Raw genomic sequence first — 23,548 nt, 5'->3', positions numbered from 1 at the left:
ATGGACGGAAAAAATAGAAAAGACATATATCCAGGCCTGGAAGTAGAAATTATCCTTAAAAAGGATCAGCGATCAGGAAAGTTAACCAGAGGGATTGTAGCCAATCTGCTCACTTCATCGGCCTTCCACTCCAGAGGAATAAAGGTACGTCTGGAAGATGGACAGGTAGGCCGTGTGGCTGAAATCGTAGAAGATTAAGCCGCTTATTGTAATGAAAAAGCAATAATCTACGGAATTTTGTAATAATGAAATTCTAATTCCGTCTATATTTGTAAATATTAATTTAACACAATGGCATTTTTAAAATTTATTGTAGTCACCTTTTTAGTACTGTATCTCTTGCGCTTAATTTTGCGCCTGATATTTCCTATGGTATTGAAAAGTATGTTTAGCAAGGTGCAGCGTCAGGCTGAAAACCAGGCCAGACAAGCTCAGGGCCAGGCCGGACAGCAAGACAGCAAGCCCGAGGGCGCAATTACTATCGATTACATGCCGCCCCAAACTAAGGGTGGTAAAACAGATAAACTAGGTGATTTCGTGGATTACGAAGAGGTGAAATAAAGTATTTTAGTCTAATCGATAAATTTCCTTCCTAATCTGTATCAATTTTATATTTTTGGGGTTAGTTTAAATCTTAAACAAACCTTAATGAATAATTGGTTAAAAGCGAATGGCATCCACCTGGCCATCATTGGATTTTTTGTGATCATCTGTTTTGTCTATTTCAGTCCTGTAATGCAAGGAAAAGCTCCTGCACAAAGTGACGTCATCCAGGCAAAAGCTACTGCTAAAGAAATTATGGATTATAAGGCTAAAGATGGCAAAGGCCCTCTTTGGACGAATCAAATGTTTGGCGGTATGCCTGCCTATCAGATTTGGGTGCAACACCCAATGAATGTAGGTACATACGTGATCTCGACAATTAAAGCCGTTTTCCCTGATCCTGTAGATGCAGTTTTATTGTACCTGGTAGGTGCATATTTGCTGTTTTGTGTGCTCCGGGTTAACCCATGGCTCGCCGCAGCAGGCGCAATCGCTTTCGCCTTTACCTCCTATAACTTTATTATTATCGCCGCCGGACACAGCAATAAGGCTTTAGCCATTGCTTTCATCGCTCCGATTATTGCCGGTGTCATCCTCACCCTTAGGGGTAAATATTGGTTGGGAGGAAGCTTAACCGCTTTGTTCCTGGCCCTGGAAATCAGAGCCAATCACATCCAGATGACTTATTATCTGATGATTGCGCTATTGATTTTCATCGGTATCGAAGTTTATCATGCTGTTAAAGAGAAAAAACTAGCTGCGTTTGGCAGGTCAATGACTTTCTTAGGCATCGCCTTAGTGGTGGCCTTAATGGTAAATGCAGGTAAACTGTGGACTACCTACGAATACGGATTAGAGTCTAACCGTGGAAAATCTAACATCACTACCGATAAAGCCGAAGAGAAAAACGGCCTTTCTAAAGAATATGCTTACGGATGGAGCCAGGGTGTAGGCGAAAGTTTCACCTTCCTGATTCCTAACCTTTATGGTGGCGCAACAAGCATCGACCAGATTGTAAAACCAGAAAGCCATACTTATAAAGCATTACAGGGAGTTACAGGCGGTGATCCTACCCAGGCAATTCAGCAATTGGCCGGACAATTAGGTCTGCAACAATACTGGGGTGAAAAACCGGGTACTTCAGGCCCTTATTACTTCGGTGCCATCGTATGTTTCCTTTTCGTATTCGGTTTACTGATCGTAAAAAGTAGAATAAAATGGTGGATCGTAGGGACCACAGCGCTATTTATGCTATTGTCTTTCGGTAAAAACGCACCGTTTGTATCCGACTTGTTCTTCGAATACTTCCCGATGTACAACAAGTTCAGAGCAGTAGAATCTATTCTTGCCCTGGTTGGATTATTGGTGCCAATCTTAGCTGTTCTTGCGATTAAAGAAGCACAGGAAGGTAGTTACGACCAAAAAACACTGACTAAAAAACTGACGATTGCAGCTGCAATTACAGGTGGTTTTGCGCTGTTGGTGGCGATTATGCCTACCGCTTTCTTTAGCTTCACTTCTTCTACGCACCCTCAAATGTTACAGGCATTGACACAAATGCTGGATAACAACCGCGGTGTAGCAGAGAGTATCACCAATGCTTTAATTCAGGATCGTGCAGATATCGCCCGTGCGGATGCTTTACGTACCTTATTACTGATCGTGATCGGTTATGCGCTGGTATGGGCATTCATCAATAAAAAACTGAACGCACAAACCACTGTAATTATCTTAGGTCTGGTGATCTTAACAGACCTTTGGCAGGTAGATCGCCGTTATTTAAATAACAGCAACTTCGCCAGCAAAAGCGATTTAACCAACCATTTCCAGCCTCGTGATGTAGATACGTTTATCATGGCTGATAAAGACCCTAACTTTAGAGTGCTTGACCTGAGTATTTCTACGTTCTCAGACGCGAGTACTTCTCAGTTCCATAAAACAATCGGTGGTTACCATGCCGCTAAATTGAAACGTTACCAGGAACTGATCGACAGTCAGCTCTCTAAAAGCGTGAACCAGGATGTATTAGATATGTTGAATACGAAATATATCATCACTCAGGATCAACAAAACGGTTCTTATAAAATGCAACGCAATCCAACGGCTGCGGGTAATGCCTGGATCGTTCAGAATGTACAGTTTGCGCAGGATGCCGATGAAGAAATGAAAGCAATCAGTAGCTTTGATCCTAAGAAAGAAGCAATTGTGGACATTAAATACAAGTCTTTAATCGATACTAAACGTCTGGGTGCAGATCCTTCGGCATCTATTAAATTAGACAGCTACCACCCGGATCACCTGGTTTATTCTTACACTGCGCCAAGAGATGTAATCGCAGTATTCTCAGAAATTTATTACGATAAAGGATGGAATATGTATGTGGATGGGGTTAAAAAACCTTATTTCAGAGCAGATTACGTATTACGTGCAGCACAGTTAGAAGCAGGAAATCATAAAGTAGAGTTTAAATTTGAGCCGGTTTCTTACTATATGGGCGAAAATATCTCTTTAGTAGGTTCGATCTTACTACTAGCAGGTTTAGGTTTTGCTTTCTACTCAGAAAATAAAAAGAAAAAAGCAGCATAACGCTTTTAAACAAGATACCAGGCCCGATGTTGCAAAACATCGGGCCTTTTTTATGCACTGTCGCGGCCTAAAATAGGTGATGCTTAGCGTGCTGAGTAGTGGTTTTTAACCATCCGGATTTTTCTGTTGATCACCCGGCTTTACTTGCCGGCTTAACAAATAACGATTCCTTAATGATCTGTTAATCTTAGGATTGCATTTTTGCATCATAAACTGTTAAACCTATGCAGGAATTGTTGTTGATCATTTGTTTAGTCGTCGGGATTGCTTTCTTTTTCAGTCCTTACGACCTATGGCTGGAGGAAGATGATGTCTAAAAGAGCCGTCGATATCGTGGTCATTTCCGACGTTCATCTTGGAACGTATGGCTGTCACGCCAAAGAACTCTTAAAATACCTTAAAAGTATCAAACCTAAGCAGATCGTCCTCAACGGCGATATCATTGACATCTGGCAGTTTAGCAAGCGCTACTGGCCGGAAACACACATGAAAGTACTGCGGAAACTCATGAAATTTGTGGTAGAAGGCGTTCCTGTCTATTACCTGACCGGCAACCATGATGAGCTGTTAAGAAAATTCGCAGACATGCACCTGGGGGCTTTCCACCTGCAAAACAAGCTGGTTTTAGAGCTCGATGGTAAAAAAGCATGGTTCTTTCACGGCGATATTTTCGACGTCACCATGCAACATTCCAAATGGCTGGCCAAATTAGGCGCCGTAGGTTACGACTCCTTAATTCTGATCAATAGTTTCGCCAACTGGTTTCTCGAACTCTTCGGCAGGGAGAAAATGAGCTTCTCCAAAAAAATTAAAGCAGCCTTTAAAGATGCCGTTAAATTCATCAATAGCTTTGAAAGTACAGCAGCCGAACTGGCCATACAAAACGGTTATCAATATGTCGTTTGCGGACATATCCACCAGCCGGAAATGAGAACCATTACCAGCGAGGAAGGAGAAGTATTGTACTTAAACAGTGGGGATTGGGTGGAAAACCTGACAGCATTGGAATACGCTGAAAAAGAATGGAAGATCTTTAAATATGATCCGAAAGAATTTGAAGAAGAAGAACTGGAAGAGGGCGAATTGTCCGACAGTGAAGACCTCCACAGCAAACTGGATATCAATGTGCTGCTCCAAAAGATTAAATTAGAAATTGTCTAAAGCGTAAAAATTGTAGATATTCGGTGCGGATGAAAATACTATACGCTATTCAGGGTACAGGAAACGGACATATTAGCAGAGCAAGGGAAATAGTTCCACTATTGCAGCAATATGGCGACGTAGATTTACTGATCAGCGGTACCCAGGCAGATGTTCAATTGGTGCAAAAAGTGAAATACCAGCTCCATGGTTTCAGCTTTGTCTTTGGTAAAAAAGGTGGCGTAAATCATTATGAAACCTGGAAAAGCATGAATCTTCCTCGTTTTGTAAAAGACATGAAGACTATTCCTTTGAAAGAATACAACCTGATTCTGAATGATTTTGAGCCGGTAACCGCATGGGCTTGTCGTACTCAAGGACTGGAAAGCGTAGGATTAAGTCATCAGGCCTCTTTTCAATCCAAAAAAGTACCTAAACCTAAAAGTATCGACTGGGCGCAACTCGTGATGAAGTACTATGCCCCGGCAACTCATTATGTAGGTTTCCATTTCGAACGTTACGATGATTTTATCTATACACCGGTAATTCGTGCAGAAATCCGCAATATGAAGGTCAGCAATCTTGGCCATTATACGGTTTACCTGCCCGCAATTGACGATAAATATTTAGTACCTATTCTTAAACAAATTCCACTGGTAAAATGGCAGGTGTTTTCCAAACACACCAGATTGAGCTATATAGATGGCAACGTGGAAGTCTGCCCGGTCAATAACGAATTGTTCAATAAAAGTCTGGCTTCCTGCGAAGGATTGTTTACCGGAGGTGGCTTTGAAGGCCCTGCAGAAGCACTATTCCTGGGTAAAAAGCTGTTGGTTGCCCCGATGAAATTTCAATATGAACAGCAATGTAATGCTTTCGCTTTGAAGAAATTCGGACTGCCGGTAATCTGGGCGAGCAACAGGAACTGGCTGCCCATCATCAAAGAATGGGTAGCGCAACCTCAGGAACATCAGTTCCATTTCCCTGATGAAACCGCTGCAGTAATTGAAAAAGTAGTAAAGGATTTTGCCAGATAAATTGCTTTACTTTGCCCTAATATACAGGCATGATCAATCAATTTAGAAATTTAAACCCTATTAACCTGCTCCTGTTATTCGCATATACTTTTTTTATGCGCATGGCGATTTTTGCAGACCCGCCAGAACACCTGAATTTTGAATTCCTGGAACCTTATACCAAGTTTTTTATTCAGATTCCGGTTCAGAATACGTTTTCTCCCATTGGAAACGCATTTTTTGCAGCGATTATCATTTATATCCAGGCGATTTTATTCAATAGGGTAGTGAACAATCACGGCTTGCTGAACAAGCCGAATTTCCTGCCTGCCCTGATTTATGTCACCGCTGCGGGACTATTCATGCCTTTTCTGGTCTTAAGCCCCACCCTGATTTGTAATTTCCTGCTGATCTGGATCATGGATAAACTGCTGAAAGTCGGCAAATCTCCAAATGCCCTAATGATCATGTTTGATATCGGGATGCTTATTGCCATAGGTACCCTTATTTATTTCCCTTTTATTGTGATGCTGGCCATGATCTGGTTTACGCTGCTACTGTACCGTTCGTTTAACGGGAAAGAGTGGATTGCGGGTCTGGTAGGCTTTTTAACCATATTTTTCTTCGTATGGGTCTTCTATTACTGGAACGACAGCCTTTCCATGTTCTATAAAATCTGGCTGCCGTTGGGAAATAAATTCCCTTCCGTATTTAAGATCAATTACAACGATTATCTGGTGTTAGTGCCGGTATTGGTAATGATGGTTCTGGCGATTATTCAGCTTCGTGAAAACTTTTTCAGAAGCTTTATCAGCACCAGAAAGGCCTTTCAGATGTTGTTCATCATGTTTGTAGTGGCCATCCTCAGCTTTTATACGAAGCCGGATTTCAGACTTTATCATTTCCTGCTTTGCGTGCCACCGGGATCGGTGTTACTGGCCTACTATTTTTCCAACGCCAAAAAGCGCTGGTTTTATGAGAGCTTATTCCTGATTTTGGTTTTAGCAATCCAGTACTTTTTGTTTGTTTAACTTTTTTTAACAATTTGGCCCCTTGAAACTTGCTAAAGATTAATAGCTTTGTGCCATGAAGGTTGGAGTCGGAGCTCAATTATTAGAACAATTATTTGGTGCATAATCTGGTTATAGATATCGGTAATACAAACAGTAAGATTGCTGTTTTTGACGACAGAACGATTGTTTATTCGGAGGCATTCAAAGAAATTACTCCGGAACTATTGTCTGGTCTGATTGAAAAATACCAGATAAGCTGCTCCACCATTTCCAGTGTAGGACCAGAATTGGAAGAAATCATACAGGTGTTGAAAGACAAGACTGTTTACTTTCCTTTCTCTACCGGAGTGAATACCGGAATAAAGAATCATTATCAAACATTAGCTACCCTGGGACTAGATCGCTGGGCAAAAATTATTGCCGCGAATCATTATTATCAGGGGGAAAGCTGTTTCATAATAGATGCAGGGACCTGTATTACCTACGACCTGCTGAACGCCCAAAGCGAGTATTTTGGAGGAAGCATAAGTTTAGGGATAGATATGCGTTTTAAAGCATTAAACCATTATACCGGGCGTTTGCCATTGGTAGATTGGGACAGGGAAGCGGGGACCGTGCCGGATGGTACCGATACCACTACCGCCATTCAGAATGGAGTTTTACAAGGAGTAATTAATGAAGTGGAGGGCTTTATCGCTCAACAGAATAATAAAAATAAAGACCTTAGGGTACTGATCACAGGGGGTAACGGGGCTTTTTTGCTGAAACAATTAAAAAACAGCATCTTTGCGCCTCAAATTACTCACGATCCGTATCTGGTTATAAAAGGATTAAATGAAGTCATTGCTTTCGAATATGTACAAAAAAATTAATTATATAGCAGCGGTATTGGTATTGTTTACCGGCATTAATGCCCAGGCACAGATTACATCTCAATCTCCATATTCTAGATATGGTCTTGGAAATGTGAAACAATTAGTGCTTCCTCAGTTTAGGGCAATGGGTGGAATTTCTGCCGGTGTGTATAAGCCGAATGGTTACAACAATATCAACATGCAAAATCCCGCTTCTTATGTCGGAATTTCAATGACTACTGCTGATGTTGGCCTTTCAGGTACTATAAACACCCTGAAACAAGGTAGCCTTTCAGAGAAAAGCTTTAACGGATCTCTGGGTCATATCGCATTTGCATTCCCTGTGGTACAAGGAAAAACAGGATTAAGTTTCGGTTTAATGCCTTTTACGCAGGTAGGGTATGATTATCAAACCGTCTCTAAAGTAGATACCAGTGATGCCATAAGAACCTTTACAGGTCAGGGTGGTTTGTCGAAAGCTTATTTAGGTATCGGTCAGGCAATTGGTGATAACTTCAGGATTGGTGCGAACGTGGAATATATCTTCGGTGATCTGCAAAACACCAGTACTTACGAATTACAGAGACTGAACTCAGTTTATACCAGAGAACAGGATAAAAATAGTGTGGGTGGTGTAAGTTTCTCTTACGGTGCTCAATATGAAATTAAATTAGGTACCAAAAAGAGAATCACCTTAGGGTATTCTGGATCTGCCTCATCTAACATCAACTCTACCAGAACTTTTGTAGCCTCTCAGTTTTTCAGAACAGCTGATGGAGAAGATGCCGGTGTATCAGATACGCTTTCTACCATTGAGGGTGCAAAATCAAGCTTAAAACTTCCATTAACACATAACTTCGGTTTTACGATCCAAAAGGATAATAAGTGGATGATTGGTGCGGATTATAGAATGGGCGGATGGAAAAAACTAACAATTGCAGGTGTTAATCAAGGATTACAAGACAGCTGGGGAGTTTCTGCCGGTGGTCAGTACACTCCGGATATCTCTTCAATCAACAGCTACTTTAGCCGCGTAGATTACCGTTTAGGATATACTTACGATAAGACATACATTCAGAGAGATGGCCAGGATATCAAACAACAAGCCGTTACTTTCGGTTTGGGATTACCATTGGCTTCCAGCAGATATTCAATTTACAAAATGAACGTAACCGCAGAGGTTGGACAAAGAGGTACCTTGTCTAAAGGTCTGGTTAAAGAAAATTACATCAATTTGCATCTTGCATTTACACTTAATGATACCTGGTTTATTAAAAATAAGCTTTATTAAGCAGCTGATGAAATCCTCAGGCATCACCTCTGGTTTGGCTATACTGTGCTTATTCCAGCTCTGCCTGAGTTCCTGCGGGGATGACGACTTGAAAAAAGCCGTTCCCCTTGCGAAGAACGAGATCATCAAGAACCGTGACCGGACTATTGGCGTAGAGATCATTTATAGTGATTCTTCGGTGGTAAAAGCGAAGGGTACCGCACCTATCATGGATAAAATCACCCCTGTAAATGGCGCCGCCTATCAGGAAATGCCAAAAGGGGTAAAGATTGATTTCCTGAACGATAGCCTGAAGATCAAAGGTTCTATTACTTCCGATTATGCGATCTCCAAAGACGTAGAAAAAATCATCATCTTTAAACGAAATGTTGTAGTGGTCGACGAACAGCTTACTTTCAATACGGAAGAGCTGACCTGGGATCAAAACAAAAAAATGTTTTATTCGCCAAAAGGCGTCATCACTAAGCCTGATGGTACAGTAATCAATGCCATAAATTTCAGCGCTACGCAGGATTTTAGCGTTTTTAACTTCGAACAAGGCTATGGTGAGACTTACGTTGACAAAAATTTCGGCGAATAATCTGCCCTTTTAAAAGCCCATATTTCCTTAATTTTTAAATACTTAATCAAAAACAATTTTATATTTTCTTTTTTTAGCAAAAGTTGTATCTTGCGACCTCTTAAAAAAGAATTATAAATAAGGATATTATGGGATTAATGACATTTTTGCGGAATCGCGCAGGGTACATTTTGATCGGTGCCATCGGTTTTGCAATTGTTGCATTTTTAGTTGGTGATGCAGTTAACGTAGGTAAGCCTTTCTGGGCAGAATCTCAAAAGGTTGTCGGATCGATTGACGGTGAAGATATTAGCATTGATACTTTTGGTCCTAAAGTAGACCAGAGTTTAGCGCAGTTTAAACAACAATACGGTGGCTCAGGAAATGCCCAAATGCAGGCAATGGCTGTGGACAACGTTTGGAACGGTGAAATTGCAACGGTTCTTTTAGGTAAAGAGTACAGCCGTCTGGGTTTAACGGTGTCTGGTGATGAATTATTTGATTTATTGCAAGGTAATAACCCAAGTCCACTGATCGTTCAGTACTTCGGTAACCCTCAGACCGGTCAGGTAAACCGCGCTGAAGTAATCGCTTCTCTTAAACAACAGGCAAAAAACCCTCAGTTGAAACAACAATGGGATATGTTGCAGTTGGAAATCGAAAAACAAGCTTTACAACAGAAATATTCGAACCTGGTTCGTAATTCAGTATATGTAACCACACTGGAAGCAAATGATGAATATATCAACCGTAATAAATTGGCTAACTTCAAATATGTAGCCCTTGATTACGCTGGTATCCCTGATGCAAGTGTGAAATTAACAGAATCAGATTACTCTGATTATTACAATGCAAATAAAGCACGCTTTGAAAGCCCTGCAGAAACCCGTTCATTCGAGTATGTAACTTTCAGCGTTAACCCAACAAAAGATGATTCTGTTGCGGTAAAAACACAAGTAGAGAAATTAGCTGCCGACTTCAAAACTGCTGCTAATGATTCTTTATTCGCTGCTTTAAACTCAGATGTGAAAGTTCCTTACACCTACATGAGCAAAGGTAAATTAGATCCTGCTGTTGATTCAGTAGTGTTTAACCTTCCTGCAGGTACTTTCTATGGTCCTGTATTCTCTGGTAACTCTTACAAATTAGTGAAAGTTGTAGATACCCGTTTCTCTCCGGATTCAGTAAAAGCAAGTCATATCTTAATCGATCCAGCTAAATTAGGTGGCGTTGATAAAGCGATTAAAGTGGCTGATTCCTTAAAAGGATTGATTCAGGGTGGTGCAAGCTTTGCAGCATTGGCAAAACAATTCAGTGTAGATGGTTCGAAAGATAAAGGTGGTGACCTTGGTACTTTCAGCCGCGGACAAATGGTTCCTGAATTTGAGAACGCTGCCTTCAATGGTAAACCAGGCGATCTTAAAGTGGTAACTTCTCAGTTCGGTGTTCACTTAATCAAAGTGGAGAAACAAATCGGTAACTCGAAAGTAGCTAAACTAGCTTATATCGAGAAAAACCTTGCGCCAAGTAATAAAACTAAAGACGCAGCTTACAAAAAAGCAAGCAGCTTCCTTGCCGAAGCAAAAGACAATAACTTCAGCGAGCTGGCACAGAAAAAAGGTTTCACCGTTGGTGTAGCTGATAAAGTGACTGCTTCTCAAGGTTTCGCTCCAGGTTTAGATAACCCTCGTCAGTTAATACGCGATGCGTATGCTGCTGATAAAGGTGATATCCTTAAAGAAATCTACCAAATGGACAACGCTTTTGTTGTTGCCCGTGTAACTGGTGTAAATCCTAAAGGTGCTTTACCTTTAGAAGCCGTTAAAAAAGAAATCGAGCCTTTAGTGCGTAATGCAGTAAAAGCAAAACTATTGACTGAAAAAGCAAATGCAGCTTTACAAGGCGCAGCAAGTATTGATCAGGTAGCACAGAAATTAGGTAAACCGGTTAATCCAGTTCAGAATATTGTGTTTGCTAACCCAATCATTCCAGGTGGTGGTCAGGAAAATAAATTGGTAGGTTCCGTATTCGGTTCTCAACCAGCTAAAGTTTCTAAACCAGTAGATGGTGACCGTGGTGTTTATGTGTTCTCAGTAGATAATTTCATCAATCCAGCGCCTTTAGCGAATACCTACAAACAAAAAGAAGCCATGATGCAGGCAATTGCACAACGCTCTTTAGGTTCAGCTTTCCAGGCTTTACAGGATAAAGCCAGGATAAAAGACAATAGGGTGAAATTCTATTAATCTTATTTTACGTAATTTTGTAACCGGAAGTATTTTTGCTTCCGGTTTTTTTATTTTAAAAGCATGGACATTCAAGAAAACTTCGTTAACAAAGTAGCTGCAAGTGGCTTGATCACCTTCAACCTGGAAGAGTATTACCATTCCGGCGAAAGGGTGGTTTATGATATCAAAGACAATCTTTTTCATGGCCTCATGTTGAGAGAGAAAGATTTTAGAGAGTTTATTAAAACCCACGACTGGGCAGGCTATACCGGAAAAAATATCGCAGTGATCTGTAGTGCCGACGCAATCGTGCCTACATGGGCCTATATGTTGCTAGCCAATAAATTAAAACCCTTTGCCAATGAAGTGGTATTCGGGAGCCTGGAAACGCTGGAATCTGTATTGTTTACCAAAGCCCTGGCTAAAATAGACCTGAATGCCTTCGCAGGAGAACGCGTGGTGATTAAAGGTTGCGCAGATATCGATGTGCCTGTTTCTGCTTATGTGGAGATTACCAGCCTGCTTACACCGGTGGTAAAGAGCATTATGTATGGTGAACCTTGTTCTACAGTGCCGATTTATAAGCGAAAGGATTAAGTTTGGAGTGTTTTTTGATTAAACCCTGATATGAAGAAATCATTATTGTTCGTCATCGTTGCATTGTTAAGTTTCAGGGGTATGGCTCAAGAGCTTCCTTTCGTTAAAGAACCTGTTTTTCAGGTCGGGGAAGTACTGAAATATAAACTAAGGTATGGTTTCATTACCGCCGCTGAAGGCACGATAAAAGTGTTGGATTCTGACCTTAAATTTGATGGTAAACCTACTTATCGTTTATCAGTAGACGGTGAGACCTCAGGTACCTTTGATGTTTTTTATAAAATAAGAGACCATTATGATTCTTATATAGACCGGGTAAACCTTAAACCTTATTTCTACCAGGAGAAGATCCGTGAGGGCAGCTACCGGAGAGAAGATAAAGCAAGGTTCTACCAGAATGAGCAAAAGGTGGTGGCCACGAAAGGGACTTTTAAAACACCCAATAAGCAAACCTTCGACCTGGTATCGACCTATTATTTTGCCCGTAGTCTGGACATCAGCAAGCTGAATCCCGGCGATGAGGTGAACCTGAACTACTTTCTAGGCGATGAAATCAGTCAGCTGCAAATTCAGTTTGTAGGCCGTGAAGTCGTAAAAACAAAGATGGGTAAGATCAGGTGTTTGAAGTTTAGTCCTTCAATTAAGCCTGGAAGGATCTTTAGAAAAGATAGCAGGTTATACCTGTGGGTCACAGATGATGGAAACAGAGTGCCTGTAAAGGCCCAGGTGGAGATCTTAGTGGGCGCAGTGACAATGGAAATTAAATCAGCCGTAGGATTGAAGTATCCGCTGGCGATCGTAAAATAAATAAAATGATAGAAGTACAAAATACACTCGTTCACGAGGACCTGATCAGCGAAAGCTTTGTCTGTAACTTAAACAAGTGTAAAGGCATTTGCTGCGTCGAAGGTGATGCAGGTGCCCCTTTGGACGTTGCAGAAACCGCTATTTTAAAGGATATTTATCCGAAAATCAAGCACCTGCTGGAAGAAAAAGGAATTAAGGCAATCGAAGAACAAGGGACTTCAGTAGTTGATGCTGATGGTGACCTGACGACGCCTTGTGTGGATGGAAATAAGGAATGTGCCTACGTGACTTTCGAAAACGGAATCACCAAATGTGGTATCGAAAAAGGTTATGAACTGGGGCTGGTAGAATGGCAAAAGCCGATTTCCTGCCATTTGTATCCGATTCGCGTCACGCAATACCCGGAATTTGAAGTTTTAAACTATGATAGATGGCACATTTGCCATGATGCCTGTTCTTTCGGAAGAGAGTTAAAAGTACCGGTTTATCAGTTCCTGAAAGGTCCGCTGATTAGAAAGTACGGTGCCGAATGGTATGCCGAACTGGAAAATAGTGTGGCTGAAAATAAAGGAGGCTAAGCCCTGATCACCATATTTTGTTGAAGAAAAAAGAGCTAAACATATAATCACAAAAACCAAACTACAACTTGAAAGGAATAATTTTAGCAGGAGGAAGCGGTACAAGACTGCACCCTCTAACTCTGGTAATGAGTAAGCAAATGATGCCGGTTTATGATAAACCGATGATCTATTACCCATTGTCTACTTTAATGCTTGCAGGAATCAGAGAGATTCTGATCATTTCTACCCCTCATGATTTACCAAACTTTAAGAAGTTATTGGGTGATGGTAAGGACCTGGGGTGTGAGTTCTCCTATGCAGAACAGGCCGTTCCTAACGGTTTAGCACAAGCATTCGTCATCGGTGCCGATTTTATCGGTACAGATAAAGTGGCCCTGGTATTAGGTGATAATATCTTTTATGGCGATGGGATGTCAAACCTGTTACAGACGAGCTCAGATCCTGATGGTGGCGTGGTATTCGCTTACCGCGTTTCTGATCCGGAACGTTATGGTGTTGTGGAATTTGATGCAGAAAACCGCGCAATCTCTATCGAAGAGAAACCGGAAGAACCTAAGTCTGATTACGCAGTTCCAGGCCTTTATTTCTACGACAATAGTGTAGTAGAGATTGCTAAAAACATTCAGCCTTCCCCTCGTGGTGAGTATGAAATTACAGATGTGAATAAGGTATATCTGGAGCAGAATAAACTGAAAGTTGGCGTATTGAGCAGAGGCACTGCCTGGTTAGATACCGGAACTTTTGCCTCGCTAATGCAAGCCGGACAGTTTGTTCAGGTGATCGAAGAACGTCAGGGATTGAAAATCGGATGTATCGAAGAGGTCGCTTACCGCATGGGCTTTATCGATAAAGAACAGCTTCGTAAGGTCGCTACACCATTGGTGAAAAGTGGTTATGGTGCTTATTTGTTGAAAATGATCAAGTAACGAAGCGCTGAAATCAATTCTTTTGATTTAGCAATTCAGCTATATTTTATAGCATAGATTTTAGGAAACCCGGCAATTGCCGGGTTTTTTTATGCCTTTGGTTTTTCCGTATTCCGTAGTTTTTTGGGCATTTGTTATGTTTTCTAAGGTCTGTTATAAGCTCCTCTGAATCTGGTATTATGTTCCAATCCTGATGGCTCGCTTAATAAGTAACAATTTTGCTGCTGCCAAAATCGTTTAGTCTTTTGACAAATGCAGTAATTTTTCCCGCTAACAATCTGCTTACTTTGAATTTAGGTGCTTTTGGTTATCTTAACCGCTAAGACACCCGCGCTATAACCAAATAATAGATCAAATGACAACAAAACAGAAATCAGGTTTTTTGCTGCTCCTGCTCCTTTTATGCAGCAGTGTTAGTTTTTCGCAGCACGATCCTAAAGCATTAAAAGCCTGGCAAGATCAGAAATATAGTATGTTTATCCATTATGGCATTTATTCCGTGTTAGGCGGCGTATGGGAAGGTAAAGAGATCAGCAAAGGTTTAAGCGAACAGATTCAGGCCCATGCAGGGATTTATAGCGATACTTATGCAGGAGTTGCTAAAAGGTTTAATCCTAAAGACTGGAATGCAGATTCCATTGTCTCCCTGGCGAAAAAAGCCGGGATGCGCTCTATTGTGATCACTTCCAAACATCATGATGGTTTCTGCATGTTTAAAACGGCAACTACAGATTTCAATGTGGTGGATGCGACCCCTTTCAAAAGAGATATAGTGAAAGAACTTTCGGAGGCCTGTAAACGTGCCGGATTAAGGTTCGGTTTATACTTTTCTCTGATCGATTGGCATTACCCGCAAGCTTCTCCGATTTCCAGTAGCAATTCGGATTATATCACCCCGGAACATGTACAATACAATAAAAAGCAAATCACAGAATTGCTGAGTAATTACGGCCCGATCTCTGAATTGTGGTTCGATATGGGCTCTCAAAATGCCTCTGAAAGTAAAGAATTAAGAGATTTAGTGCATAAATTACAGCCTGACTGTATGATTGGAAGCCGTATCGGTAACGATATGGGCGATTTCAATGTGATGGGGGATAATCAGGAACCTGATTATGCGATTGGCGTACCCTGGCAGTCGCCAGCGTCTTTCTTTGACGATACCTGGAGTTACAGGTCATGGCAGGACAGAGGCAGTGAAGCCCTGAAAACTAAAGAAAAGTTAACCAGTTTGATTCGCGTAGTGAGTAGAGGCGGTAACTTTCTGCTGAACATCGGTCCGAAAGGAGAGGGCTCAGTAGTCGGCTTTGAAAAAGATATTTTACTCAATATTGGAAAGTGGCTGGATAAAAACGGAGAAGCGATTTATGGTACAGATGCAGATCCTTTTCATGTTGCTTTCAAATGGGGTAGCTTAACCGCTAAACCTAACAAGCTCTATCTGCATGTCATGAGTAATCCTGAAAATGGACAGATCATTTTACCGGGTCTCAAAGGAAAGATCAAAAGCATAGGTGTATTGGGCGAAAAATATCAAAAGATCAGCTTTACGCAGAACGATCAGGGTGTGAAAATCAAGATCCCATCGGGGATAAACCCGGATCAGGAGTTTAAAGTGATCAGGCTTACTTTTGCAAATGGCTATACCGTGCCACCAGCAAATGTGATTCCTTTGTCAGACGCTGCCCATAACTTGCTTGCAGGAGGCTTAAACTTGAATTCTCAGAACGCTTTTAAACATTACAGCAGCTCCGGCGTGGATTACAATACCAGATTTCAAAGTACCATCAAAGAGTCCTGGACGTTGCAACCGCTACAAAACGGTAATTATACCCCGGTCATCTATTATTCTGCACAGGAAAAAGGAAAAACCATAGACCTGGAGCTAAACGGTAAAGTCAGTCCGCTGACTTTTACAGACGGTAAAACCGAGGCGATAAAACAAAACGGAAACCTGACCTGGGGACCAATATATTTATCTGATGCGCTGGAAACCGGGATTGAAGGTTTTCCGGGGGATCCCAAAAACATAGATCCAACACAACCATGGGCCGGAAAAAGAAAAGCCTTAAACTGGACAAAGAAAACCGGTTGGAAAAACAATGAAAAGTATACGCTGGAAGCAGATCCAAGCACTGCAGTTTACCTGTTGCAGGAGATTAATGCAACCGAAGATCAGCCTTTCCTGGTAGGGATCACCAGTACCGATGGTGTGTTGATTACGCTAAACGGACTGGAGCTGGCTAAACACAACAATCCTTTCAAAGAAAACCAGTCGAATGAGCTGATTTTACTGCCGCTAAAAAAGGGTAAAAACCAATTGCTGGTAAAGCTTTATAATGGTTATCAGAAAAAGATCGACCTTGGAATTGATAACAGTCAGACACAGGAATTATACTATAAAAACCTACCTGATATCTCTTTTGAAAAGGGCAGATATTATCCTTTCAGCTGGCAGCTGAATAAACCACTTTCTCCCCATAGTACGCTCCGATTGTCAAATGTTACCCTGCTTTTTAGTGGAAAGTAGCCAAAATCATTTAATGATATGATAATATCATAAAATAAAATGTAAGAGAATTCGCGTCCTTTGAGTAACCAAATAAATTAAACCAATGACTAAAAATAAATACCTGTTTCCGTTTATCATGATTACGTCCCTCTTTTTTATGTGGGGCTTTGTTCATAATCTTGATCCGATTTTAATTCCCCATTTAAAGAAGTCTTTCAGCCTGTCTACGATGCAAGCTTCCTTAGTGGATTCGGCCGTTTTCATTGCCTATTTCCTGATGGCACTGCCTGCCGGATTTTTAATGAAGAAATACGGATATAAAGCAGGGATCATCATCGGATTGCTCTTATTTGCCATCGGTTCCTTTTTATTCATCCCCGCAGCAAATATGCAATCGTACTTTTTCTTTTTGATCGCACTTTTTGTCATTGCCTGCGGATTAACTATACTGGAAACAGCAGCAAATCCTTACGCTTCCTTACTGGGGCCTGAGGAAACTTCTACTTTCCGTTTGAATTTCGCACAATCTTTCAACGGTTTGGCCGCGACTTTAGCCCCGATTATCGGCGCTAAAATCATCCTCACCAAAGGAAATACAGAAGAAGAGTTAAACGCCATGACGGAGTCGGCCAGACAAATTGCCCTGGCTTCCGAAGCATCCAGCGTAAAAATGCCTTACCTGATCCTGGGTAGCATCATCCTGGTGATCGCGATTATTTTCGTGTTCCTGAAACTACCGGAGATTAAAGAAACAGAACAAAAAGCGGGAGAGAAAACGGGGATCATTCATGCCTTAGCCCATAAACACCTGAGCTGGGCAGTAGTAAGCCAGTTTTTCTACGTAGGTGCACAAGTATGTGTATTCAGTCTTTTCATTTTATATGCCACTAAAGCTGCCGGAATTGACGAGATGGAAGCGGCAAAATATGCCGGTTTTGGTGTTGGTATGGCCTTCATGATAGGCAGGTTCTTTGGAACATTCCTGATGAAGTTTATCGCCCCGCCAAAATTACTATCGATTTATGCGTTTATCTGTATCTTGCTTTCTGCTGTGGCGATGACCGTTACCGGTATGATTGCTATATATACCGTCATCGGGATCGCCTTTTTTATGTCAATTATGTTTCCAACGATTTTCTCGCTGGGCATCAGAGACCTTGGTAAAGACACTAAATTTGGTAGCAGTCTGATCATTATGTCGATTGTTGGTGGTGCACTCCTGCCCCTGGCAATGGGTCATATTGCAGACATTACCCACAACATTCAACTCGGATATATCGTTCCTTTAATATGTTTTGTAGTGGTATTCCTATTTGGTATTAAAGGCCATAAAGTAGTTCCAGGTACAGCAGATAGTTCAAAATAAATTTATGAGTAAAAAGTATTATTTAACGCTGGATTTAAAAGCGGACGATCAACTGATCGCAGAATATGAAGAGATGCATAAGGCCGTATGGCCGGAAATCATAGAAAGTATCACCTCATCCGGTATCGAGAATATGGAGATCTATAGGGTAGGAAACCGCCTTTTTATGATCATGGAGGTAAATGACGACTTTAGCTTTGCGCAAAAGGATGCCATGGATGCCTCAAATGAAAAAGTGCAGGAGTGGGAAACACTGATGTGGAAATATCAGCAGGCGCTACCGGGCGCTAAACCCGGAGAGAAATGGATGATGATGGATAAAATATTTCAATTATAACGGCCGATGTCAGCAAGCAATAACAACAGTTTTTTACAAATTCATCCCGATGACAATGTGCTGGTAGCCCTACAGGATTTACCAAAAGGACAGGTCATCGAATGGAACAACTCGCAGATTATCCTACAGGATGATATTCGCGCAAAACATAAATTCTTTATCCAGGATATGAAAGTGGATGATGAGGTATTGATGTATGGCGTATTGGTAGGCAAAGCAACCACCCCGATTTTAAAAGGTGGACTGATGACTACCGATAATATCCACCATGCTTCTCAGGATTATAGTTTCAGAGATGTCAATTACCAATGGCAAAAACCGGATGTTTCCAGATTTGTCAACCGTACTTTTAATGGTTACCATCGGAAAGACGGCAGAGTGGGCACCGCCAATTACTGGCTGTTCATTCCTACGGTTTTCTGTGAAAACAGGAACCTGGATGTGATTAAAGAGTCTCTATACAATACCTTGGGCTATGCCGTAACGGATAAATACAGATCCTTTACAGACCAGTTGCTAACCGCTTTCAATGAAGGTGCAACACTGGAATCTTTCCAGCTGGACCATATTTCTTCCGCGGAACCTGTTAAAAACAGGGTGTTTAAAAATGTAGACGGCATCAAATTCCTGAATCATCAGGGCGGTTGCGGTGGCACAAGACAGGATTCTGCGTTATTGAGCAATTTGCTGGCTGCTTATGCAGACCATCCAAACGTTGCCGGAATCACAGTATTGAGCCTCGGTTGTCAGCATTTACAAACGCAGGATCTGTTGAGTGATGTGAAAAAGAGAAACCCGTCATTTGATAAAAACATCCTGATCTTCGAACAACAGCAAAGTCAGAGTGAAGAACAATTGATTAAAGAAGCAATTCTGAAAACATTTGTCGGCCTCACGGAAATTAATAAGATAGAACGTGCACCAGCTCCTTTAAGCGAGCTGTGTGTAGGGGTGAAATGTGGTGGTAGCGATGGTTTTAGCGGTATTTCCGCAAATCCTTCTGTAGGTTACACTTCCGATTTACTGGTGGCACTGGGCGCGAAAGTCCTGCTGGCGGAATTTCCGGAATTGTGTGGCGCAGAGCAGAACATTATCGACAGATGTGTGGATAAGGAAACCGCAGATAAGTTTATCCGCCTGATGCAGGAATACGATGCACAGGCACATGCCGTAGGTTCCGGTTTTCATATGAATCCTTCCCCTGGAAACATTAAAGATGGCCTGATCACCGATGCCATCAAAAGCACTGGTGCCGCAAAAAAAGCGGGTACTTCGCCGGTTGTGGATGTGCTGGACTATACCGAGCCGGTTACTAAACCCGGATTGAGTCTGGTTTGTACGCCTGGAAATGATGTGGAAGCAACCACCGGAAAAGCAGCAAGTGGTGCTACCCTGATCTTGTTTACCACCGGCCTGGGAACCCCAACAGGAAATCCGGTTTGTCCGGTGATTAAAATCGCCACGAATACAGCTTTGGCTACCAGAATGGGCGATATCATCGATATCGACACCGGTGCCATCATCCGCGGAGAGAAAACAATCGAAGAAATGGGCATAGAAATCCTGGAATATTGTATCAAAGCGGCAAGTGGTGAAATCACGCCGAAAGCAGTATTACTGAATCAGGATGACTTTATTCCCTGGAAAAGAGGCGTTTCATTATAAAATTTTTCATTATTTTATCATCATATGTTTAGTTTAAAAGGAAAATCAGCAATTATTACAGGTGGAGGCAGTGGTATCGGAAAAGCAATTTCCATGCTCTTTGCTAAACAAGGGGCAAAGGTGCACATCATTGAGTTGAATGTAGAAGCCGCAGCACTGGCTGTCGCCGAAATTGAAATCGCAGGCGGTACAGCCGAAGCCCATGGTTGTGATGTGAGTAACCAGGAAGCAGTAGTCAGTGTTTTTCAAAAGATCGGTGCGATTGATATCTTAGTGAATAACGCAGGTATCGCACATATCGGGAAAGCAGACACGACTTCTGAAGATGATTTCACTAAAGTGTTCAACGTAAATGTAAAAGGGGCTTACAACTGTTTATATGCAGGAATACCGGCATTGAAGAACAGTAGTTCTGCTGTGATTCTAAATATGGCCTCTATTGCGGCTGTAGTAGGGATTACAGACCGTTTTGCTTACTCTATGAGTAAAGGTGCCATCTTCGCAATGACGCTTTCTGTAGCGCGTGATTATATGGCGGACGGTATCCGCTGTAACAGCATCTCCCCGGCCAGAGTACATACGCCTTTCGTAGATGGCTTTATCGCTAAGAACTACGCCGGACAAGAAGCAGAGATTTTTGAAAAGTTATCGAAAAGTCAGCCGGTAGGCCGTATGGGGAAACCAGAAGAGGTGGCTTCATTAGCGCTTTTCCTTTGCTCAGAAGAAGCAGGATTTATCACCGGTAATGATTACCCGCTTGATGGTGGTTTCATTAAATTGAATAATTAAAAAATAAGGATATTGCCCGGTATGCTATCTTAGCTACAGGAAGTATTAACAGAATTGAATACACACAAATTATAGATAAACAGCAATGAAATTAATCAGATGGGGAATTGCCGGACAGGAAAATACCGGTGTAATTATAAACGATATTTGGTATGATACTTCTGCTTTCGGAGCAGATTATAATGAACAGTTTTTTCAAAATGACGGCCTGACAAAACTGGCTGCTTTTGTAAAAGAAAATGAAGGTAAACTACCTGTTGTTCCTGCGGATACCCGCCTCGGATCTCCGGTAGCCCGCCCTTCGAAAATTGTTTGTATCGGCTTAAACTACGCAGATCATGCGAAAGAAACCAACGCACCTATGCCGCCTGAACCTGTAATTTTCATGAAATCTACGACTTCATTAACAGGTCCTAATGATCACATTACCATCCCTAAAAACTCTGTAAAGACGGATTGGGAAGTGGAATTAGCCATAGTAATCAGCAAAAAAGCTTCCTATGTAGACGAAGCCGATGCACTGGACTACGTAGCTGGTTATGTTTTGCACAATGATGTGTCAGAACGTGAGTTCCAACTGGAAAGAAATGGTACCTGGGATAAAGGAAAAGGTTGTGATACTTTCGCACCATTAGGCCCATTCCTTGCCACTCAGGACGAAATTGCTGATGTAAACAACCTTCGCCTGTGGCTTAGCGTGAACGGTAAAAAAATGCAGGATGGTAACACATCTAACTTTATTTTTAATATCCCTTTTGTGATTTCTTATGTGAGTCAGTTTATGACTTTACTACCAGGGGATGTGATTTCTACAGGTACTCCTGCGGGTGTTGGCTTAGGCTTTAACCCTCCGGTATACCTGAAAGCGGGTGATGTTGTGGAGCTTGGTATTGATGGCCTTGGTACTTCAAAACAGCTGCTTGTAGACTATGTTAAAAATTGATTCACACCAACATTTTTGGAATTATGATGCGGTAAGAGACAGCTGGATCACGGACGATATGGACGTGCTTCGCGATGATTTCCTCCCCCAACACCTCAAGTGTATCCTGGAGCATTATGGCTTCAATGGTTGTATAGTGGTACAGTCGGATCAAAGTCCGAAAGAGAATGATTTTCAATTGAATCATGCCGCAGCCCATCCCTTTATCAAAGGAGTGGTTGGTTGGGTAGATCTTCAGGCAGCAGATATCGATGCTCAATTGAATATTTTGAGTAAAAATGAAAAGTTAAAAGGGTTCAGGCATATCCTCCAGGGGGAGCCTGACCCTGCTTTAATGCTGAAACCAGCCTTCTTAAACGGGATCAGCAAGCTAAGCGCCTACGGTTTTACCTACGATATTCTCATTTATCCGCATCAGCTGAAATATGCAGTAGAACTGGTCTCGAAGTTTCCAAACCAGAAATTTGTTCTAAATCACCTCGCCAAACCTAATATCAAAGAAGGCTTGATCGAAGATTGGAAACAAGATATCATCGAACTCGCAAAACATGAAAATGTAAGCTGTAAGGTGTCCGGTATGGTCACAGAAGCCGATTGGAAAAAATGGAAAGTGAAGGATTTTACCCCCTACCTGGATGTGATCTTCAATGCTTTTGGCCCCAAACGGGTGATGTATGGCTCCGATTGGCCGGTATGCCTTTTAGCAGCCGATTACGGTAGAGTACTCAGCCTGGTTGGTAGCTATACCGAAAAACTCCCGAAAGAAGCTCAGGAAGACTTCTGGGGAAACAATGCAAAGAACTTTTATAACCTAAAATAAGCAGTCAATGGATTTGCAATTAAAAGATAAGGTAGTCATCGTTACCGGTGGAGCCAAAGGTATCGGCGAAGCAATTGTCAGAGTCCTGGCAAAAGAAGGTGCGATACCCGTAATCGTAGGAAGAAATGCAGCCGATAACCAAAGGCTGGCAGATGATATTACTGCTGACGGGGGTACGGTATTTCAGTTGGTCGCCGAATTAACCAACCCGTCGGACAGTGAAAAAGCCATTCAAACCGTACTCGAAAAATATGGTAGAATTGATGGCCTGGTAAATAATGCAGGCGTAAATGATGGCGTCGGACTGGAAAACGGAAACTATGAAAGCTTCGTAGAAAGTTTGCATAAAAACGTGGTTCATTATTATCTGATGGCACATCATGCCTTACCAGCACTGAAAAAATCTAAAGGTGCAATTGTCAATATCGGCTCTAAAGTGGCGGATACCGGACAAGGTGGAACTTCAGCGTATGCTGCTTCAAATGGCGGTAGAAACGCGTTAACAAGAGAATGGGCAGTGGAACTATTGCCCTACGGGATCAGAGTGAACTCCGTGATCGTAGCAGAATGTTATACGCCGCTTTATCAGACATGGATCAATTCAATCCCGAATTCGGAAGAGAAACTGGCGGAAATTAAAGCGAAAATCCCTTTTGAAAACAGAATGACTACGGCGGAAGAGATTGCGAACACAACGGTGTTTTTGCTTTCAGGGGTGTCTAGTCATACGACTGGTCAACTGGTTTACGTCGATGGTGGTTATGTGCATTTGGACCGCTCTATTAGCCCAATTTAGAAAAAGAAAATCCTTTTCCTCCTCAAATATTTGCTGAAGGGCAAACATTTGAATGTCGTCAAAGCACATTTCTTTTTTAGCTAATTGCCCACAGATCTCGCGAGTCCAATATGCTTGTGGAGGGAAAAGGGAAGGAAGAGAAGGGAAGGAAGAGAAGGGAAAAGAACGAAATAAAAGAG

General features: G+C 41.8%; 22 protein-coding genes. All 22 read left to right on the top strand.

Annotation, left to right across the window (positions count from 1 at the left end; genetic code table 11):
* The 22 genes from OQX61_RS15430 to OQX61_RS15325 all read left to right on the top strand — a co-directional run bounded on the left by OQX61_RS15430 (window position 1) and on the right by OQX61_RS15325 (window position 23,369).
* Window positions 1-198, top strand: a complete 198-nt coding sequence (locus OQX61_RS15430; RefSeq protein ID WP_265842667.1) for a YwbE family protein — start codon at window positions 1-3, stop codon at window positions 196-198.
* A 93-nt stretch (window positions 199-291) separates the two neighbouring features.
* On the top strand, window positions 292-561 hold the full coding sequence (locus OQX61_RS15425; protein WP_265842666.1) for a DUF4834 family protein: 270 nt from the start codon (window positions 292-294) through the stop codon (window positions 559-561).
* A gap of 87 nt (window positions 562-648) precedes the next feature.
* Entirely contained in the window at window positions 649-3,129 is a 2,481-nt protein-coding gene (locus OQX61_RS15420) for a YfhO family protein (RefSeq protein WP_265842665.1), read from the top strand.
* Between the two features lie 309 nt (window positions 3,130-3,438).
* A complete protein-coding gene (locus OQX61_RS15415; protein ID WP_265843070.1) occupies window positions 3,439-4,290 on the top strand; it encodes a UDP-2,3-diacylglucosamine diphosphatase in 852 nt (283 codons plus the stop codon).
* A 29-nt stretch (window positions 4,291-4,319) separates the two neighbouring features.
* Window positions 4,320-5,306 (top strand): glycosyltransferase family protein, encoded by a 987-nt coding sequence (locus OQX61_RS15410; RefSeq protein ID WP_265842664.1) that lies wholly within the window; start codon window positions 4,320-4,322, stop codon window positions 5,304-5,306.
* A gap of 29 nt (window positions 5,307-5,335) precedes the next feature.
* Window positions 5,336-6,316 (top strand): DUF6427 family protein, encoded by a 981-nt coding sequence (locus tag OQX61_RS15405; protein ID WP_265842663.1) that lies wholly within the window; start codon window positions 5,336-5,338, stop codon window positions 6,314-6,316.
* Window positions 6,317-6,414: 98 nt separating this feature from the next.
* A complete protein-coding gene (locus OQX61_RS15400; RefSeq protein WP_265842662.1) occupies window positions 6,415-7,170 on the top strand; it encodes a type III pantothenate kinase in 756 nt (251 codons plus the stop codon).
* Complete coding sequence (locus OQX61_RS15395) at window positions 7,133-8,443, top strand: hypothetical protein (RefSeq protein ID WP_265842661.1); 1,311 nt, start codon at window positions 7,133-7,135, stop codon at window positions 8,441-8,443. The genes OQX61_RS15400 and OQX61_RS15395 overlap by 38 nt, the downstream gene beginning before the upstream one ends.
* A 7-nt stretch (window positions 8,444-8,450) precedes the next feature.
* A complete protein-coding gene (lptC, locus tag OQX61_RS15390) occupies window positions 8,451-9,023 on the top strand; it encodes an LPS export ABC transporter periplasmic protein LptC (RefSeq protein WP_265842660.1) in 573 nt (190 codons plus the stop codon).
* 128 nt (window positions 9,024-9,151) lie between these two features.
* Window positions 9,152-11,248 (top strand): peptidylprolyl isomerase, encoded by a 2,097-nt coding sequence (locus OQX61_RS15385; protein ID WP_265842659.1) that lies wholly within the window; start codon window positions 9,152-9,154, stop codon window positions 11,246-11,248.
* A 63-nt stretch (window positions 11,249-11,311) separates the two neighbouring features.
* Window positions 11,312-11,827: a DUF2480 family protein gene (locus OQX61_RS15380; protein ID WP_265842658.1), complete on the top strand. Its 516-nt coding sequence runs from the start codon at window positions 11,312-11,314 to the stop codon at window positions 11,825-11,827.
* A 30-nt stretch (window positions 11,828-11,857) separates the two neighbouring features.
* Complete coding sequence (locus OQX61_RS15375) at window positions 11,858-12,634, top strand: DUF3108 domain-containing protein (RefSeq protein WP_265842657.1); 777 nt, start codon at window positions 11,858-11,860, stop codon at window positions 12,632-12,634.
* Between the two features lie 5 nt (window positions 12,635-12,639).
* Window positions 12,640-13,212 carry a DUF3109 family protein gene (locus tag OQX61_RS15370; protein WP_265842656.1) on the top strand — a complete coding sequence of 191 codons (573 nt, stop codon included), beginning with the start codon at window positions 12,640-12,642 and terminating at the stop codon, window positions 13,210-13,212.
* Window positions 13,213-13,280: 68 nt separating this feature from the next.
* Complete coding sequence (gene rfbA / locus OQX61_RS15365) at window positions 13,281-14,141, top strand: glucose-1-phosphate thymidylyltransferase RfbA (protein ID WP_265842655.1); 861 nt, start codon at window positions 13,281-13,283, stop codon at window positions 14,139-14,141.
* 355 nt (window positions 14,142-14,496) lie between these two features.
* A complete protein-coding gene (locus OQX61_RS15360; protein WP_265842654.1) occupies window positions 14,497-16,671 on the top strand; it encodes an alpha-L-fucosidase in 2,175 nt (724 codons plus the stop codon).
* An 85-nt stretch (window positions 16,672-16,756) separates the two neighbouring features.
* Window positions 16,757-18,019, top strand: a complete 1,263-nt coding sequence (gene fucP / locus OQX61_RS15355) for an L-fucose:H+ symporter permease (RefSeq protein ID WP_265842653.1) — start codon at window positions 16,757-16,759, stop codon at window positions 18,017-18,019.
* A gap of 4 nt (window positions 18,020-18,023) precedes the next feature.
* Window positions 18,024-18,356 carry an L-rhamnose mutarotase gene (locus OQX61_RS15350; RefSeq protein ID WP_265842652.1) on the top strand — a complete coding sequence of 111 codons (333 nt, stop codon included), beginning with the start codon at window positions 18,024-18,026 and terminating at the stop codon, window positions 18,354-18,356.
* A gap of 6 nt (window positions 18,357-18,362) precedes the next feature.
* Window positions 18,363-20,021 (top strand): altronate dehydratase family protein, encoded by a 1,659-nt coding sequence (locus OQX61_RS15345; protein WP_265842651.1) that lies wholly within the window; start codon window positions 18,363-18,365, stop codon window positions 20,019-20,021.
* A gap of 24 nt (window positions 20,022-20,045) precedes the next feature.
* Entirely contained in the window at window positions 20,046-20,810 is a 765-nt protein-coding gene (locus OQX61_RS15340) for an SDR family oxidoreductase (RefSeq protein WP_265842650.1), read from the top strand.
* An 85-nt stretch (window positions 20,811-20,895) separates the two neighbouring features.
* The gene (locus tag OQX61_RS15335) at window positions 20,896-21,753 is read left to right on the top strand and encodes a fumarylacetoacetate hydrolase family protein (protein ID WP_265842649.1); all 858 of its coding nucleotides are present in this window, start codon (window positions 20,896-20,898) and stop codon (window positions 21,751-21,753) included.
* On the top strand, window positions 21,740-22,573 hold the full coding sequence (locus tag OQX61_RS15330) for an amidohydrolase family protein (protein ID WP_265842648.1): 834 nt from the start codon (window positions 21,740-21,742) through the stop codon (window positions 22,571-22,573). Before OQX61_RS15335 ends, OQX61_RS15330 begins: the two co-directional genes overlap by 14 nt.
* A gap of 7 nt (window positions 22,574-22,580) precedes the next feature.
* The gene (locus OQX61_RS15325; RefSeq protein WP_265842647.1) at window positions 22,581-23,369 is read left to right on the top strand and encodes an SDR family oxidoreductase; all 789 of its coding nucleotides are present in this window, start codon (window positions 22,581-22,583) and stop codon (window positions 23,367-23,369) included.
* Window positions 23,370-23,548: the final 179 nt, after the last annotated feature.

It is taken from the genome of Pedobacter sp. PLR (assembly GCF_026239675.1).
Lineage (GTDB): Bacteria > Bacteroidota > Bacteroidia > Sphingobacteriales > Sphingobacteriaceae > Pedobacter.
The sequence above is the reverse complement of the archived record's forward strand: the minus strand, read 5'-3'. Positions and strand labels throughout refer to the sequence as shown.

Excerpts from the sequence above, each read along its gene's own strand:
- OQX61_RS15430 (WP_265842667.1), top strand. The coding sequence starts at position 1 with ATGGACGGAAAAAATAGAAAAGACATATATCCAGGCCTGGAAGTAGAA.
- OQX61_RS15425 (WP_265842666.1), top strand. The coding sequence starts at position 292 with ATGGCATTTTTAAAATTTATTGTAGTCACCTTTTTAGTACTGTATCTC.
- OQX61_RS15420 (WP_265842665.1), top strand. The coding sequence starts at position 649 with ATGAATAATTGGTTAAAAGCGAATGGCATCCACCTGGCCATCATTGGA.
- OQX61_RS15415 (WP_265843070.1), top strand. The coding sequence starts at position 3,439 with ATGTCTAAAAGAGCCGTCGATATCGTGGTCATTTCCGACGTTCATCTT.
- OQX61_RS15410 (WP_265842664.1), top strand. The coding sequence starts at position 4,320 with ATGAAAATACTATACGCTATTCAGGGTACAGGAAACGGACATATTAGC.
- OQX61_RS15405 (WP_265842663.1), top strand. The coding sequence starts at position 5,336 with ATGATCAATCAATTTAGAAATTTAAACCCTATTAACCTGCTCCTGTTA.
- OQX61_RS15395 (WP_265842661.1), top strand. The coding sequence starts at position 7,133 with ATGAAGTCATTGCTTTCGAATATGTACAAAAAAATTAATTATATAGCA.
- lptC (WP_265842660.1), top strand. The coding sequence starts at position 8,451 with ATGAAATCCTCAGGCATCACCTCTGGTTTGGCTATACTGTGCTTATTC.
- OQX61_RS15385 (WP_265842659.1), top strand. The coding sequence starts at position 9,152 with ATGGGATTAATGACATTTTTGCGGAATCGCGCAGGGTACATTTTGATC.
- OQX61_RS15380 (WP_265842658.1), top strand. The coding sequence starts at position 11,312 with ATGGACATTCAAGAAAACTTCGTTAACAAAGTAGCTGCAAGTGGCTTG.
- OQX61_RS15375 (WP_265842657.1), top strand. The coding sequence starts at position 11,858 with ATGAAGAAATCATTATTGTTCGTCATCGTTGCATTGTTAAGTTTCAGG.
- OQX61_RS15370 (WP_265842656.1), top strand. The coding sequence starts at position 12,640 with ATGATAGAAGTACAAAATACACTCGTTCACGAGGACCTGATCAGCGAA.
- OQX61_RS15360 (WP_265842654.1), top strand. The coding sequence starts at position 14,497 with ATGACAACAAAACAGAAATCAGGTTTTTTGCTGCTCCTGCTCCTTTTA.
- fucP (WP_265842653.1), top strand. The coding sequence starts at position 16,757 with ATGACTAAAAATAAATACCTGTTTCCGTTTATCATGATTACGTCCCTC.
- OQX61_RS15350 (WP_265842652.1), top strand. The coding sequence starts at position 18,024 with ATGAGTAAAAAGTATTATTTAACGCTGGATTTAAAAGCGGACGATCAA.
- OQX61_RS15345 (WP_265842651.1), top strand. The coding sequence starts at position 18,363 with ATGTCAGCAAGCAATAACAACAGTTTTTTACAAATTCATCCCGATGAC.
- OQX61_RS15340 (WP_265842650.1), top strand. The coding sequence starts at position 20,046 with ATGTTTAGTTTAAAAGGAAAATCAGCAATTATTACAGGTGGAGGCAGT.
- OQX61_RS15335 (WP_265842649.1), top strand. The coding sequence starts at position 20,896 with ATGAAATTAATCAGATGGGGAATTGCCGGACAGGAAAATACCGGTGTA.
- OQX61_RS15330 (WP_265842648.1), top strand. The coding sequence starts at position 21,740 with ATGTTAAAAATTGATTCACACCAACATTTTTGGAATTATGATGCGGTA.
- OQX61_RS15325 (WP_265842647.1), top strand. The coding sequence starts at position 22,581 with ATGGATTTGCAATTAAAAGATAAGGTAGTCATCGTTACCGGTGGAGCC.